Origin of the sequence: Streptomyces sp. G7(2002) (assembly GCF_028870195.1) — a bacterium.
Taxonomy (GTDB): Bacteria; Actinomycetota; Actinomycetes; order Streptomycetales; family Streptomycetaceae; genus Streptomyces; species Streptomyces nigrescens.
Genome location: NZ_CP102609.1, coordinates 7,737,745 through 7,750,816 on the forward strand (window position 1 = coordinate 7,737,745; position 13,072 = coordinate 7,750,816).

Genomic DNA, 13,072 nt, shown 5'->3' on the forward strand with positions numbered 1-13,072 from the left:
GATGGTGAACGCGGCCCGTCACGAGCGACGACGAGAAGGAGGCATGCCGGGCACGGCCGGTGAGCCCGCGCGTCCCCTGCAGGGAGGACACTGAGGCATAGAGGTCTCGGCGCGCAGATTCTCCTTTAGGCCGATCACGCCGGGCAAGCAGCGGTTGGGCGCCGGTCCGTCTGCCCCTCCCCCTGAGCGCAGCCCCGCCCTACGGAGCCAACTGCCTACGCAGTCATCTGTAACCCGCGAGAGGAGCGGCAGGCTGCGCCCGGCAGTCTTGGGTCATCTCGGCGCCGAGGGGGAGTTCGAGTAGGGTGCGGTCGCTGGCCAAGTGCGGCTTGCGGGCTGGATGATTTCGGCAAGTGCCAGGGCGGTCTTCGGCGCCGACGAGGTCGGAGATGAGGTCGGTCTGGTGCGTGGAGCCGGAGGCTTGTGGGGCCGTTCGATGGCTCGCTGTGTCAGCCGTTGGAGGCGACGATTCCTTCTGCCACTTCTGCCTCGTCCGTGATCGCACCTTGGGTGTAGGAGACGGCGAGCGTGGTGAACTCCACGCCACGTGAGACGTCGTAGCGGTCGATGGCCTTGATCAGGCCGATCGTACCGACCTGCAGCATGGCCACGGTGGGCTCCCTGCAGGCGGAGAAATGTCGGGCGGCGTAGCGCACCAGAGCGTGTTGCGCACGTACCGGTACTCGTGGGCGCCCTCTTCCAGCGCGTCGTACCTTCTGAGGCTGTTGAGTGCCCTGTGACACGTGGTGTTACCCGCTATGGGCAGGCAAAAGGCCGCGGCGCGAGCCCGCAGGTGCACATGCGCCGCTGTCCGCCGCGCGCCAAAGTGAGAGATGCGGCCTCCAGAGAAAGGTGGGCGGGCCCGTGACCAGTAGGAACAAGCTGACTACGTATCGTGGCAATCGGCACTTCGGCCGGACCCGCGAGCCGCAGGGCGGGCAGGCCCCGTCCGGTGACGCACCCTGCTTCGTGGAGCAGATCCATGACGCCGACCGGCGGTCCCGGGGAGCGGGAGTGCTGGCTGCTGGACGTGGAGGGCGACGAGCGAGCCGGATGTCGTGACACCCCCGACGCCCGCCGAGCCCGGTCCGTCCGCAGCGGTCGGATCCTGCAGCGCGTCGTCGAGGAGGAGGCCCCGGGCGGAGGGAGCGGTGATGACCGGGACAGGTGAGCTGCTGGCGGCAGCGCTACCCCCGGCTGAGCAGGCGCTGCTGGACGACGCCCCGGCCGGCGAGGAGTACGCGGTGCGCCCGATGCTGGCCGTGCTCAGCGACCGCCGGGAATTCGACGATGAGTGGATATTCGAACGCAAACTCGACGGGGTGCGGGCGCTCGGCCTGCGCGAACCTGACCGCACCCGGCTGCTGTCCCGAACCGGCCGCGAGGTCAACTCCAGCTACCCGGAAATCGTCGACGCCCTCGGCCGCCAGGGATGCCGCGACTTCACCGTCGACGGCGAGATCGTCGCCTTCGCACACGGCCGCACTGACTTCGCCCGCCTCCAGCATCGGATGCAGCTCACCGACCACGAGCAGGCCCGCGCCAGCGGCGTCGCGGTGACGTACTACGTCTTCGACATGCTGCGGCTGAACGGCCGCGACCTCAACGGGCTGCCGCTGCGCACCCGCAAGTCCCTGCTGCGCAGGGCGCTGGACATTCGACAGCCACTGCGCTTCACCCCGCACCGCAACCACGGCGGCGCCCGCGAACTGCAGGATGCCTGTGCCCGCGGCTGGGAGGGGCTGATCGCCAAACGGGCAGCCGGCCGCTACCTTCCCCGCCGCTCCTCGGACTGGCTCAAACTCAAGTGCGCGCAGGGCCAGGAGTTCGTTATCGGCGGCTTCACCGAACCAGCCGGCAGCAGAACCGGATTCGGTGCCCTGCTCCTCGGCTACCACGCGCACGGCGCCCTTCGCTATGCGGGCAAGGTCGGCACCGGCTTCGACCAGCAGACCCTGCGCCGGTCCGTACCCTGCTCGACGCCCGCGGGTGCGACCTTTCCCCATTCGACGGGTCCGTGCGTGACCGGGGCGTCCACTGGGTGCGGCCCGAACTCGTCGCCCAGATCGGCTTCACGGAGTGGACCCGCGACGACATGCTGCGCCATCCGCGGTTCCTCGGCCTGCGTGACGACAAGCGAACAGAGGACGTGGTCCGCGAACGTCCGGCCCGGGGCTGACCAGGAGCCGCGCCATGTCCGACACCGCACTCATCGTGATCGACATGCTCAACTCCTACGACCACGAGGACGCCGAACTGCTCCTGCCCTCGGTACGCACGGTCCTGCCGCACCTCACCTCGCTGATCGAACGGGCCCGGCAGAGCGAGGCCCAGGTCATCTACGTCAACGACAATTTCGGGCTGTGGCGCTCGCACCATGACGAGCTGCTGGACACCGTGCTCAGCGGCCCGCACGCGGACCTCGTGGAGCCGCTCCGGCCGGATGAGGAGTCGCTGTTCGTGGTCAAGGCGCGGCACCCGATCTTCTACCAGACGCCCCTCGAATATCTCCTGCGCCAGCACAGCATCGACACGATCGTGCTCGGCGGCCAGGTCACCGAACAGTGCGTGCTCTACTCGGCGCTCGACGCGCATATCCGGCACTTCGGTGTCACCGTCGTCGAGGACGCCTGTGCGCATATCCACCCTGATCTCGCCGAGGCCGCCCTGCGCATGATGGAAGGCAACATGCAGGCCCGCATCGTCAGATCCACCGCTGAGGAGATTTTCTGAGCTGGAAGGATGACTTCGCTGTCGAGTCGCAGGGCTCTCTCTTGTTCCCGTCCCACTGCCCGGATCTCTTCCTTGTGTCTCCAGTGCTATCGCTCGGCCCCTGGTGCTGGGCGATCACTGACATGGAGAGATGGGGCCTGGGCGAGGTACGCGACCCGCACGAGAAAATGCCTGATCCGCCAGGGAAGACGAAACTCACCGAGACGGAGCTGAAGACTGCTCACCTGTGGTGCCGTTCCTCCGACGAACCGTTTGCCGCGCATGCCTGTCGTGTGCTGACCTCGGCGGCGCCGGCCTGCGCTACCGCGATCAACACAAGCCCCAGGGAACGCAGTTGGCAGACGATTCGGGCGTCGGCCGAAAACTGGACCGGTTGGGACCCGACGCCCTGGCCGTGGGCCGGGCGGAGCCGACGGACCTGCTGTCAGGACGGCGGGGTGCCGCCAAGAGTGCGCTGTTGGGCCAGCCCACGATCGCGGGCCTCGGCCGTCTGCTGTGCGACGAGATCCTCTGGCGGGCCGCGTTGCTCCCTGGACTCCGGCGTGCGACCTCAGCTGGACGGCGTACCGGCGCCTCCACGAGCGGTCCACCGGCTCCTTACGGAAGTGGTGTTCCGCCGGTGGCATTGAGGACCTCGGCGGTGATGTAGCTGGCCTGGGGTGAGGCGAGGAAGACGTAGGCGGGTGCCATCTCGGCAGGCTGGGCCGGCCGGCCCAGGGGAGATTGCTTGCCGAAGGTGGTGGTGTCCGGGAGCGTCGCCGGGATCAGAGGAGTCCACACCGGCCCGGGGGCGACTGCGTTGACGCGGATGCCGTCGGAGGCCAGCATCTGAGCGAGCCCCTGGGTGAAGGTGACGATGGCGCCCTTGGTCATCGCGTAGTCGAGCAGGTGGGGGCTGGGCTTGTATGCCTGCACAGAGGCTGAGTTGATGATCGATCCGCCTTGAGGGATGTGCGGCATGGCCATCTTCGACAGCCAGAACATGCCGTAGAGGTTGGTGCGGACGACGCGGTCGAACTGTTCGGTGGTGATGGCGCTGATGCCGTCGGGCTGTGACATCTGGTAGGCGGCGTTGTTGACGAGGATGTCGATCCTGCCGAACTCTGTCACCGCCCGTTCGATAAGACGTTCGCACTGCTCTTCCTCGCGGATGTCGCAGGGCACCGCCACCGGGGTGCGCCCGGCTTCCTCGATGTGGCGGGAGGTCTCGCCGGCTTCCTTGCCCTCTTCCGGGAGGTAGGTGAACAGGACGTCCGCGCCCTCGCGTGCGAAGGCCAGGCAGACAGCCCGCCCGATGCCGGAGTCCCCGCCGGTCACCACGGCCTTGCGTCCTTCCAGAAGGCCGCTGCCCCGGTAGGACTCCTCCCCGTGGTCGGGCGGAGGGTCCATGGGCCCCGTCCAGCCCGGGTGGGCCTGATCTTGCTGCTCGAATTCCGGCTGAGGGTGCTTGGTGACCGGGTTCTGCTCGGCTCGGTTGTCGCCTGCCACTTCGCGTCTCCTTCATTGAGTGAGAATGGTGGGGTGCCCTGAGCGAAGCGGGCGAGCGGGGCCAGGTCGGTGCCCTTCGGCCCCCTGGAGCCGTGGCTGCTTCTCGGGGCAGAGCTGGGTCAGCTGGGCGGATAGAGGCGCCCTGCGAAGCACGGCTTCCGTTCCGGCTGGCACCTGGCAGTTCAGGGCGTGAGGACGGTCTTGACCATGCCGTCTTCCTTTGCCTGGAAGGTCTTGTAGGCGCGTGGGCCTTCTTCGAGGGGCAGCGTGTGGGTGGCGAAGTCGTAGACGCCGAGGACGTCGGCATCGGTGAGGAGCGGGAGGATGTCGGGCACCCAGTGCTTGACGTTGGCCTGGCCCATGCGCAGCTGGATCTGCTTGTCGAACATCGTCATCATCGGCATGGGGTCGATGGTGCCCCCATAGATGCCGATGAGCGAGATGGTGCCGCCGCGGCGCACGGCATCGACGGCGGTGTTGATGGCAGCCATGCTGTCCACACCGGCTCGACCCATCATCTTCTCCCCGAGCGTGTCGGGCAGCAGGCCGGCGAACTGTTGGGCTGCCCTGGCCAACGGCGCGCCGTGTGCCTCCATGCCCACCGCGTCGATGACGGCGTCGGTGCCGCGGCCGCCGGCGGTAAGGCCGCGGATTTCATCGCCCACATTCTTTCCGTATTCGTTCAAGTTCAGGGTGTGCACACCCCGGGCGCGTGCCCGCGCCAGACGTTCAGGGACAAGGTCCACGATGATCGCGATACCAGCGGTGGGGCCGCCCCGGCAGTGCCTTTGTGCGCTCAGGGGGCGAGAAGAGAGTCGTCATGTACCTGAGCTCCGGGGAGCTGGTGGTGGGCGGCGACCAGGGCCGCGTCCACGTCGGAGGTGCCGGTGGATATGCACAGGGCGCAGGCGACCTCTGCTATTCGTCCACGCGGCTCTGCGTCACCGCGTTCGGCGTGTACCGCCTGGAGGGCCTCGTACTCGTCTACGAGCTTGCGTAGTACTGCAGAGTGGGCCATCAGCATGCCGGATTCCTCAGCCTTGGGCTCAACGTTCTCAGTGGACAGTCACGCCAGTACCCGGAACGCCACTCATGTCCCGCGGCCGCGCGGATATGAGGAGACCGCCGGCCCTTGAGCCACCGCAGCGGGCAAAATTTCCGCGACACGCGTGCCAGGGAGTCGCGCAATTCGAGCCTGGCCTCCGCGAAGGCTCCGGTCCGGTGATCGTCACCTCCCGATAGCGGCGCTCCTTGCCCGGCACCCCGATGGCCGGGTGGAGATGCGTTCCCGTAGGGGCACCGAGCTGACGGCGGCGTTCTCCGACATCGCGGCGGCCGCGCAACGTGACCTGCCGGACGGGGGTGTTCTCCTCGACGGTGAGCCGGTGTACCCGGGCGGGGTGCACGCCCTGTGGGGCGTGAACCTCCGGGTGGAGCGCGGCGAACTGACCGCCATCGTCGGCCCGTCCGGCTCCGGAAAGCCCATCCTTCTCAACCTGCTCGGTACCCTCGACCGGGCCACCTCGGGCGAGGTCCGGGTGGCCGGGTACGACGTCAGCACGCTGTCCGACGCCCAGCTCTCCGCGCTGCGCGCCCGGCACATCGGCTTCGTCTTCCAGCACTTCGAAGGCGACGCCGGCCGGGCTACCAGACCCACCGAAGGTCATTGCCCCGGATCCTGCGACCGCCGACGCCGAGGATGATGCCGAGCTACAGGAGCGCACCCAACGGCCACGGCGCGGGCGTCTCGGGCTTGGGCGGCTTGACGAGGCAGCACTTCGAGCAGTGATCGTCGGGCATGGGCAGCATCTTCGCGGGGCGCCGGCCGGGGCGGGAGCGTGTGAACGGGGCGGACGCGGCCGGTGGGCTACTCGGAGAGGGTTCGTTGGCTCGGGTGTCGGTGTGCCCTTGCGGTCGACCCACGCCACGTACAGCGCTTGGCAGCATCGTGGTGCTCCGGGGTGGCGGCTAGCTTCCTGGCGACACGGTGTACACCGTGCGGGTGTTACGGCTATGCGTTCGCCCAACATGGAGCTACGGCGGTTCAAGGCCGGACCATGTCCGCCCCCCGCAGCAGGAGCTGTGCCACGGCCATGCCTGCAACTACGATCGCCGCCCGGAACGGCCACCGGTTCCCAGCTTTCGATGGCACAGCCGTGCTCAGGATGGAGATGGCTGCGGCCGCCGCCAGTATCCAGCTCATCGCCCCCACCGGCCCAGGTGGCCCTGCTACGAGCACGGCCACAGCCGCCAGCATCATGAGCGGGGCCAGCCGCCGGCAGGCCGTCCGGCCCAGCCGCTGGGGCAGTCCGCGCACACCGGCCGCGAGATCGTCGTCGATGTCTGGAAGGACGTTCACCAGGTGCGCGCCCATGCCCAGCAGCGCGCCAGCCGCCGGGGCCCACCAGTGCGGCCAGGACGGCGACAGCAGACCGAGCGTGACGAAGGCCGGTAGCGAACCGAAGCCCACGGCATAGGGGAGCGGGGAGAGCACTGTGTGCTTCAACCACAGGTTGTACGCCCAGCCCGCGGCCGTGCCCCCCAGATGCATCGCTCCGGCTGCCGCGCCGCTCAGTAGTGACAGCGGTACGCACAGCCCCAGCGCCGTGCCGGCTGCAACAGCCACCACTCGAGGCGGGAGTTCACCGGCGGCCACCGGCTTGTCGCGGCGGCCGCCATCTGTGTCGCGCTGTGCGTCGACCGCGTCGTTGCACCAGCCGATCGAGAGCTGGCCGGCCAGCACCGCTGCTGCTACCGCTGCCGAACCCGCCGGCCCGCGGCCGGCCGCCGCGGCCAGCGCGGTCACGAGGACCGTCACGGCCAGTGCCGGCTCCAGGTGGCAGGAGCGGAGCAGTGCCGGGACACGGTGTGTCGTGAGCGGAAGGGCCTCGGACGGGTGTAGAGACACGACTGCAAGGTACAAGCCATTCACGACAAGGAAGGCATTACCGTCATGCGTGTCCCAGTCATCGCCGGCGATGCTTTCCCTGCTCCAGCGGCGCCGGGCTGGAGGGCTGTGCCCGCCACGGGGATCACGGTCGCAGCCGTTCGCACCGCACTGCCGCCGCACCGTTACGCACAGGACGACCTCGTCGAGCCGATCGGCGACCTGTGCCTGCCCCCGGGGGCAGACCGCGCTTTGCTGCGCCGTCTGCACGCATCTGCCGGCGTGCGAACGCGGCACCTCGCGCTGCCGATCGAGCGGTATGCAAGCCTCGGCGACTTCGGGCAGAGCAATGACGCATGGATGGCTGTCGGCCTGGAGCTGGGGGAGGAAGCCCTCACCGGCGCACTGCGCGATGCGGGACTCGAGCCGACCGATGTGGACCTACTGGTGTGCGCCTCCATCACCGGCATCGCCGCCCCGTCGCTCGACGCCCGTCTGGCCGGGCGCGTGGGGTTGCGGCCCGACGTGAAAAGGCTTCCGGTGTTCGGCTTGGGGTGCGTGGCGGGCGCGGCCGGCATCGCCCGGCTCCACGACTACCTGCGCGGACATCCCGACGACACTGCTGTGCTGCTCAACGTCGAGCTGTGCTCGCTGACGCTCCAGCAGCGCGACCGCTCCCGCGCCAATCTCGTCGCCGGCGCACTGTTCGGTGACGGCGCGGCAGCGCTCGTCGCACGAGGCAGTAGCTGTGGCATCGGCGCCGGCATCCGGGCGGGCGACGCCGGACCCTCGGTGGTTGCCACGTGCAGCCGCCTGTATCCGGGCACTGAGCAGCTCCTGGGGTGGGACATCGGCGCCGATGGGTTCCGCGTAGTGATCGACGCAGGTATCCCTGGCATCGTGCGGGGCCACTTCGGCCGGCACGTGCGTGCTTTCCTCGCCTGTCACGGGCTCACCACCGACGACATCGAGACCTGGGTGTGCCATCCGGGCGGTCCAAGGGTTCTCTCCGCCGTGACCGACACCCTTGGACTCCCCGCCGACGCCCTGGACAGCGCATGGTGCTCACTCGCGGCGGTAGGGAACATGTCGTCCGTCTCCGTGCTGCACATCCTGCAGAACACCTGGCAGTCCCGTCGGCCAGAGCCCGGTTCCTGGGGCCTGCTGATGGCGATGGGCCCCGGGTTCTGCTCCGAACTCGTCCTGTTGCGCTGGTGAGTGGCCGCATGAGCTGGTACACGCTTCTCGTCCTGGCCGTCGCCGTCGAACGTGTCGTGGAACTCATCGTCGCCCGGCGCAATGCGGCATGGACCCTGGCTCGCACCGGTGTGGAGTACGGCCGCGGCCACTACCCGGTCATGGTCGCCCTGCACGTGGGCCTGCTCGTGTGCTGTCTCCTCGAGCCCGTGATCGTCTACCGACCGTTCCTGCCCGTCCCGGGTTGGCCCATGCTCGTGCTGGTCGTGTTGGCACAGTCGCTGCGCTGGTGGTGCATCACGACACTCGGGCCCTACTGGAACACCCGGGTCATCGTCGTTGCGGGAGCGAGTCTGGTGAGCGCCGGACCCTACCGGTTCCTTCGCCATCCCAATTACGTCGCCGTTGTCGTGGAGATCGCAGCCCTGCCCCTCGTGCATTCCGCGTGGATGACCGCCGCGATGTTCAGCCTCGCCAATGCGATCCTGCTCACGGTCCGTGTGCGCTGCGAGAACGCCGCGCTCACCCGAGCGGTTCCCGCGTGAGCGGCGGCCACGACCTGCTGATCGCCGGAGGCGGGCCCGCCGGGCTGGCGACCGCCCTGTATGCTGCGCGCGCCGGCCTGGACGCCGTCGTGGCAGAGCCGCGCCAGGCGCCGGTCGACAAGGCGTGCGGTGAGGGTTTGATGCCCTGCGCCGTCCACGCCCTTACCGCCCTCGGCCTCCAGGTCGCCGGCCACCCGATTGCCGGCATCCGCTACGTCCAGGGCCCACGTCAGGTGCAGGCATCATTCAAGCAAGGCCCCGGCCTCGGTGTGCGCCGAACCAACCTGCACAGCGCCCTGCACCGGGCCGTAGTGGAGGCGGGGGTGCCCGTACTGCCCCTGCGAGTGGAAGAAGTACGGCAGGACGCCACGGGCATCACCATCCCCGGCACGGGGCTGCGCGCCCGGTGGCTGGTTGCCGCGGACGGCTTGCACTCACCGGTCCGCCGCTCGCTCGGCCTGGCAACGCAGCCCTGCGGTACACCCCGCTACGGGCTTCGCCGCCACTACGCCGTGCAACCTTGGTCTCCGTACGTCGAGGTGCACTGGGGACGGCATCTGGAGGCGTACGTCACCCCGCTCGGTCCGCAACTCGTAGGCGTCGCCTTGCTGACCGCCCACCGTGCCCCCTTTGATGCCCAACTGGAGCACTTCCCCGCACTGACCGCCAGGCTCCGCGCTGAAACGGCCGTCACTGTGGTGCGAGGCGCAGGGCCGCTCCGTCAAAAGGCCCGTGCCCGATTCGAGGGGCGGGTACTGCTCGTGGGCGACGCCGCTGGATACATCGACGCGCTCACCGGTGAAGGTATTTCGCTGGCTCTCACAGGCGCCGAAGCCTTGGTCAACAACGTGCGCCGAGGCACACCAGGTCGCTACGAGGCTGACTGGAAACGCGCGACCCGCCGCCATCGGCTACTGACGGAACTTCTGGTACGGGCCCGACAGCAGCCCGTGCTTGCACCGCGCATCGTTCCCACGGCCGAACGCATGCCGCGGGCCTTCGCTGCCGCAGTGAACGCCCTGATGTGAACCCTCGCCGCCTTCAAATACCCCCTCAGGCCGTCGCCCGCCCCACCCAGGACAACCGCGCCGAGCAGCCCGCGGACGTCCGGCCCGGCAGACGCCGGCCGATGGGCGGACCGGCCGGGCCAGCAGCACCCCGCAGCGACTGGAGCGACCGGCAGGACCCACTGCGCCCACTCCGCCGAACCGGAGAACGTCCGCCGCTGCTTCAAGCCCTCCCCGGAGGCCATCGCCGAGGCCACCAGCCTGCTCGCCCCTGGAAGAGCAAGCGCTGACGCGCCCTCGGGGGGGAGGCTCCGTGTGGGTCTTCGAGTAGAACCAGCGATGGGTGCCAGTGCGTGGCCCGCAGCCTGTTGCGAGAGCTCGGTGGCCCATTGAGTGAGCTTGTCCCGCAATGACTTCAACTCTTTTGAGACGGTGACGTTGGGGATGTTCTCGAGTCGGTTGGGCCTTGTCGCCGTAGTCGCCTGTCCGGAACGGCATCCGCTGATCGGAGCACTTGTGAGTCAGTGGTGGATGTTGAGGCGGGAAACGGCTTTGTTGACCATGCCGCGTAGCTGTTCGGCCGGGCGCTGTTGTTCGCCGTGGAGGGCGTTGAGGATCAGCAGGGCGGCGGTGGAGGCGGGAACGGCCCACTGGGCCAGGCGCAGCTGTCGCTGGGCTTGCGCCAGCGGGACGGGGTGGCTGGTGGACATGTCGGCCTGGTCGGGGTCGGGGGAGGTGGAGAGTTCCACCTTTTTCCCGAGCACGCGGCTATAGGCGGTGGCGGCGAGGGCGAGGCCGGTCAGGGCCGTCTTGGCCGCGGTAGAGGCCATCAGGCCCCGCTGGTAGGGAAGGCGGGCCTTGTTGGCGGTGAGCAGTCCGGTCGCTCCGATCAGGTGAGCGGTGATGGCGGCAGCGTTGACAGGTGTCCACTTAGCCCAGCCGACGCTTGCGATCCGTGCGGTGTCTGTCGGGCTGCTGCCGGCTTCCTCTGCGGCGCCGTTGACCCCGATTGCGCCCATAAGCGTGCCGCCGAACCACGCCGCGAGACCCACATCGTGCATGCTGCGCAGGAACGTGTTGCGTTCTGTCATATCGACCTCAGGTGTACGGGGGCGCTGACGTGAGAGTTCGTCGTGCGCGGGAGATGTCCGTGACCACTCCTACCGGCGTGCGCCGGTTCCGGCGAGCCGGACAGTGCAAACGGGGTGGGGCCATGCCTTCTGCCTCCAGGACGTGACGCGGCCTTCGGACTCGCCTCCTGATCACCCGCGGGTAACCCGGCTCAAGTGTTAGCCGTTGTAAAACTCGACTTCCGTGATGAGGGCGGCCGCGGTGACCGGGCCCGGGGTGTCATCGGCGGCTGCACCGGTCACTGCTGCCCGGACGGCGCGGGCGACGTTCAACGGAAGGTGTCCCGGGGCGACCGCAAACTGGACCTCGATGGGCCGGCCAGGCGGATCGTCGTGTTGCTCCATCTTGACCGGGCGGGCTCCCAGCATCGGGGTGAGGCGGGCAACGCCGGGGACGGCCATGACGACGTCGTCCAGCTCGCTGGCGGGCCCTCGCACTGTTCCTGTTCCGGGGACCGGGTGCCGAGCTTCGCACGGCTGCAGTTTCCGGCGTGGGCCTGAGAGCCGCGGAAGAGCAACAGCGGGTCCACTAGCCGCGGCAGGAGCGGGTCGCTCAAGCGAAGGAGCGCATGATGAGTAGGGCCGTGGTCGGCTTGTTGGCCGGGATGGCGCTGGGCTTCGCCGGGTACTTCGGCGGCTTCGGTGCCTTCCTGACGGTGTTGGGGCGGGCGCCATCGGGCTTGTGGCCGGGCGTTTGATGGAAGGTGATCTGGAACCGGGCGACTTCTTCCGCCGCCGTGACGACCAGCAGCGGATCGGCGATGTGCAGCGGCGGGCGCGGGGAGAATGGCGGCGGTGACGACTGACGCCGACCGGCCCTGGGCACTGTCGGCGGAGCGCGGTGCGATCGCTATCGCCGACCGGATCGTTGCGAAGATCGCTTCCCAGGTGGATCGTGAGGCGCTGAAGGAGTTCGGTGTGGCAGCCGGAGATCTCCGGCCAACCGTCCGGCACCACGCGTGACGGCGTCCATGGAGCGGGCGCCGAGCGGCATGGACGTGCCTGACCTGGTGTCGGTCGCGAGGCTCCGCTCGGGCCACTCGCAGAGCGCAGGTCAGGACCGGTGCGGATGAGCGCCAGGGAACCAGGCTCGAATACCCGGCGGCTGCCGGTCGGCAGTGACAGGTGTCCTCCGGATGACGGCGCGGGAGCGGACCACGACTCTGGCCGGCCGGCTCAGCGCTTCTGGTCCGCCCGACGGCCGCGGCTGTCGTTGCCCCCTTGTGCGTCACCGGCATCGGACTGCTCCTGTACGACGTGGCCGCGGTGCGGGCACACCCGACCGCTATGGGCTGGCGACGGCACCTCGCCGACAACCGGCCACGTGGTCGTTGGATGACGGCTTGGCTCAGTTAAAGGGGCCGCAGTCGCCGTGGTTGGGCCTGTGGCTCTTTCTCCTGGCGCCAGGACTGCGCAGGCTGCTCCCGATGCGCCAGCCCGCCGAATCCCGGGGACAGGAGAGGTCCACGCCGGGCTCAACAGCGTGACAAGACCTGGGCACAGGACGGCTGGCGGATGCCGCGGAGCGTCATCTGGCCGTCCTGAATGGGGCGCGGGCGGGGTTGAGAAGAGCACCAAGCGATGCCCGTCCAGGACTCTCTTGTCGCCCTCGTCAAAGGAGGACAGCGGTCGCTCGATGCCGTGCTCCGACGCTGCTGACGGTCTCGGTCCCCAGGGCCTGCGACTCTGGAAGAGGAGATATCGCGCGGCGGCCAGGAACCTCGTCCGCCGTCGACCGATCGCAACTACTTACGCCCGGACTGCTCGTCGGTGCATGTTGACTATGGACCAAAAGTTCAACGTGCCGCGAGAACTCACCAGCCAATTGTCTAGCAGTTGCCGTGAAGTCAGGAGGGGATCACAGTTGGAGTAGGAGTGTGTCCGGTAGGAGGGCATCGTGATCGTTCTCGGAATTATCCTACTCGTCGTCGGGTTCGTGACCGGGATAGCCATCTTGTGGACGATCGGCATCGTGCTCGCTGTTCTCGGTGTGATCTTCTGGATCCTCGGCTCGTTGGGTCACGCGGTGTTCGGGCGGAGGCACTATTGGTAGAACTCGCCGACTCCGGATGCGCCCCCGAATCC

The 13,072-nt window shown here is 68.6% G+C and carries 13 protein-coding genes and 4 pseudogenes; 10 read left to right on the forward strand and 7 right to left on the reverse strand.

Annotation, left to right across the window (positions count from 1 at the left end):
• Nucleotides 1–449: 449 nt before the first annotated feature.
• The gene (locus NUT86_RS40510) at nucleotides 450–743 is read right to left on the reverse strand and encodes a sigma factor (RefSeq protein WP_342456268.1); all 294 of its coding nucleotides are present in this window, start codon (nucleotides 741–743) and stop codon (nucleotides 450–452) included.
• A gap of 239 nt (nucleotides 744–982) precedes the next feature.
• Between NUT86_RS40510 and NUT86_RS33060 the strand changes: the two genes are divergently transcribed.
• From NUT86_RS33060 to NUT86_RS33070, 3 genes and pseudogenes are all read left to right on the forward strand, one after another.
• Nucleotides 983–1,171, forward strand: a complete 189-nt coding sequence (locus tag NUT86_RS33060) for a hypothetical protein (RefSeq protein WP_274738979.1) — start codon at nucleotides 983–985, stop codon at nucleotides 1,169–1,171.
• Nucleotides 1,155–2,179: pseudogene (ligD, locus tag NUT86_RS33065) on the forward strand (non-homologous end-joining DNA ligase). The gene NUT86_RS33060 and the pseudogene ligD overlap by 17 nt, the downstream one beginning before the upstream one ends.
• Before the next feature lie 14 nt (nucleotides 2,180–2,193).
• Nucleotides 2,194–2,733, forward strand: coding sequence for a cysteine hydrolase family protein (locus NUT86_RS33070; RefSeq protein WP_274738980.1), 540 nt, complete (start codon nucleotides 2,194–2,196; stop codon nucleotides 2,731–2,733).
• Nucleotides 2,734–3,330: 597 nt separating this feature from the next.
• Here NUT86_RS33070 and NUT86_RS33075 read toward each other — a convergent pair.
• The 3 genes and pseudogenes from NUT86_RS33075 to NUT86_RS33085 form a co-directional block, all read right to left on the reverse strand.
• Nucleotides 3,331–4,221, reverse strand: coding sequence for an SDR family oxidoreductase (locus NUT86_RS33075; RefSeq protein WP_274738982.1), 891 nt, complete (start codon nucleotides 4,219–4,221; stop codon nucleotides 3,331–3,333).
• Between the two features lie 182 nt (nucleotides 4,222–4,403).
• Nucleotides 4,404–4,985 (reverse strand): annotated as a pseudogene (locus NUT86_RS33080) (glutathione-dependent formaldehyde dehydrogenase); the annotation flags it as partial.
• A gap of 32 nt (nucleotides 4,986–5,017) precedes the next feature.
• The gene (locus NUT86_RS33085; RefSeq protein ID WP_274738983.1) at nucleotides 5,018–5,245 is read right to left on the reverse strand and encodes a DUF5133 domain-containing protein; all 228 of its coding nucleotides are present in this window, start codon (nucleotides 5,243–5,245) and stop codon (nucleotides 5,018–5,020) included.
• A gap of 325 nt (nucleotides 5,246–5,570) precedes the next feature.
• Here NUT86_RS33085 and NUT86_RS33090 point away from each other — a divergent pair.
• Nucleotides 5,571–5,864, forward strand: a pseudogene (locus NUT86_RS33090) (ATP-binding cassette domain-containing protein); the annotation flags it as partial.
• 401 nt (nucleotides 5,865–6,265) lie between these two features.
• On the opposite strand, the gene NUT86_RS33095 reads toward NUT86_RS33090, so the two are convergent.
• Complete coding sequence (locus NUT86_RS33095; protein ID WP_274738985.1) at nucleotides 6,266–7,129, reverse strand: UbiA family prenyltransferase; 864 nt, start codon at nucleotides 7,127–7,129, stop codon at nucleotides 6,266–6,268.
• A gap of 45 nt (nucleotides 7,130–7,174) precedes the next feature.
• Here NUT86_RS33095 and NUT86_RS33100 point away from each other — a divergent pair, with 45 nt between their 5' ends.
• From NUT86_RS33100 to NUT86_RS33110, 3 genes are read left to right on the forward strand one after another with little or no spacing between them, the layout of a single operon-like run.
• Nucleotides 7,175–8,326 carry a type III polyketide synthase gene (locus NUT86_RS33100; protein ID WP_274738986.1) on the forward strand — a complete coding sequence of 384 codons (1,152 nt, stop codon included), beginning with the start codon at nucleotides 7,175–7,177 and terminating at the stop codon, nucleotides 8,324–8,326.
• An 8-nt stretch (nucleotides 8,327–8,334) separates the two neighbouring features.
• A complete protein-coding gene (locus NUT86_RS33105) occupies nucleotides 8,335–8,850 on the forward strand; it encodes an isoprenylcysteine carboxyl methyltransferase family protein (RefSeq protein ID WP_274738988.1) in 516 nt (171 codons plus the stop codon).
• Entirely contained in the window at nucleotides 8,847–9,878 is a 1,032-nt protein-coding gene (locus NUT86_RS33110) for an NAD(P)/FAD-dependent oxidoreductase (protein WP_274738990.1), read from the forward strand. The genes NUT86_RS33105 and NUT86_RS33110 overlap by 4 nt, the downstream gene beginning before the upstream one ends.
• 500 nt (nucleotides 9,879–10,378) lie before the next feature.
• On the opposite strand, the gene NUT86_RS33120 is transcribed toward NUT86_RS33110, so the two are convergent.
• Together NUT86_RS33120 and NUT86_RS33125 are read right to left on the reverse strand one after the other, a co-directional pair.
• Entirely contained in the window at nucleotides 10,379–10,948 is a 570-nt protein-coding gene (locus tag NUT86_RS33120) for a hypothetical protein (protein WP_274738992.1), read from the reverse strand.
• 198 nt (nucleotides 10,949–11,146) lie between these two features.
• On the reverse strand, nucleotides 11,147–11,425 hold the full coding sequence (locus NUT86_RS33125) for a hypothetical protein (RefSeq protein WP_274738994.1): 279 nt from the start codon (nucleotides 11,423–11,425) through the stop codon (nucleotides 11,147–11,149).
• A 134-nt stretch (nucleotides 11,426–11,559) separates the two neighbouring features.
• Between NUT86_RS33125 and NUT86_RS33130 the strand changes: the two are divergent.
• The 3 genes and pseudogenes from NUT86_RS33130 to NUT86_RS33140 all read left to right on the forward strand — a co-directional run bounded on the left by NUT86_RS33130 (nucleotide 11,560) and on the right by NUT86_RS33140 (nucleotide 13,040).
• Nucleotides 11,560–11,786, forward strand: a pseudogene (locus tag NUT86_RS33130) (hypothetical protein).
• The gene (locus NUT86_RS33135) at nucleotides 11,783–11,950 is read left to right on the forward strand and encodes a hypothetical protein (protein ID WP_274738995.1); all 168 of its coding nucleotides are present in this window, start codon (nucleotides 11,783–11,785) and stop codon (nucleotides 11,948–11,950) included. Before NUT86_RS33130 ends, NUT86_RS33135 begins: the two are co-directional and overlap by 4 nt.
• A gap of 934 nt (nucleotides 11,951–12,884) precedes the next feature.
• Nucleotides 12,885–13,040, forward strand: coding sequence for a DUF6131 family protein (locus NUT86_RS33140; protein WP_274738997.1), 156 nt, complete (start codon nucleotides 12,885–12,887; stop codon nucleotides 13,038–13,040).
• The last annotated feature ends 32 nt before the right edge of the window (nucleotides 13,041–13,072 follow it).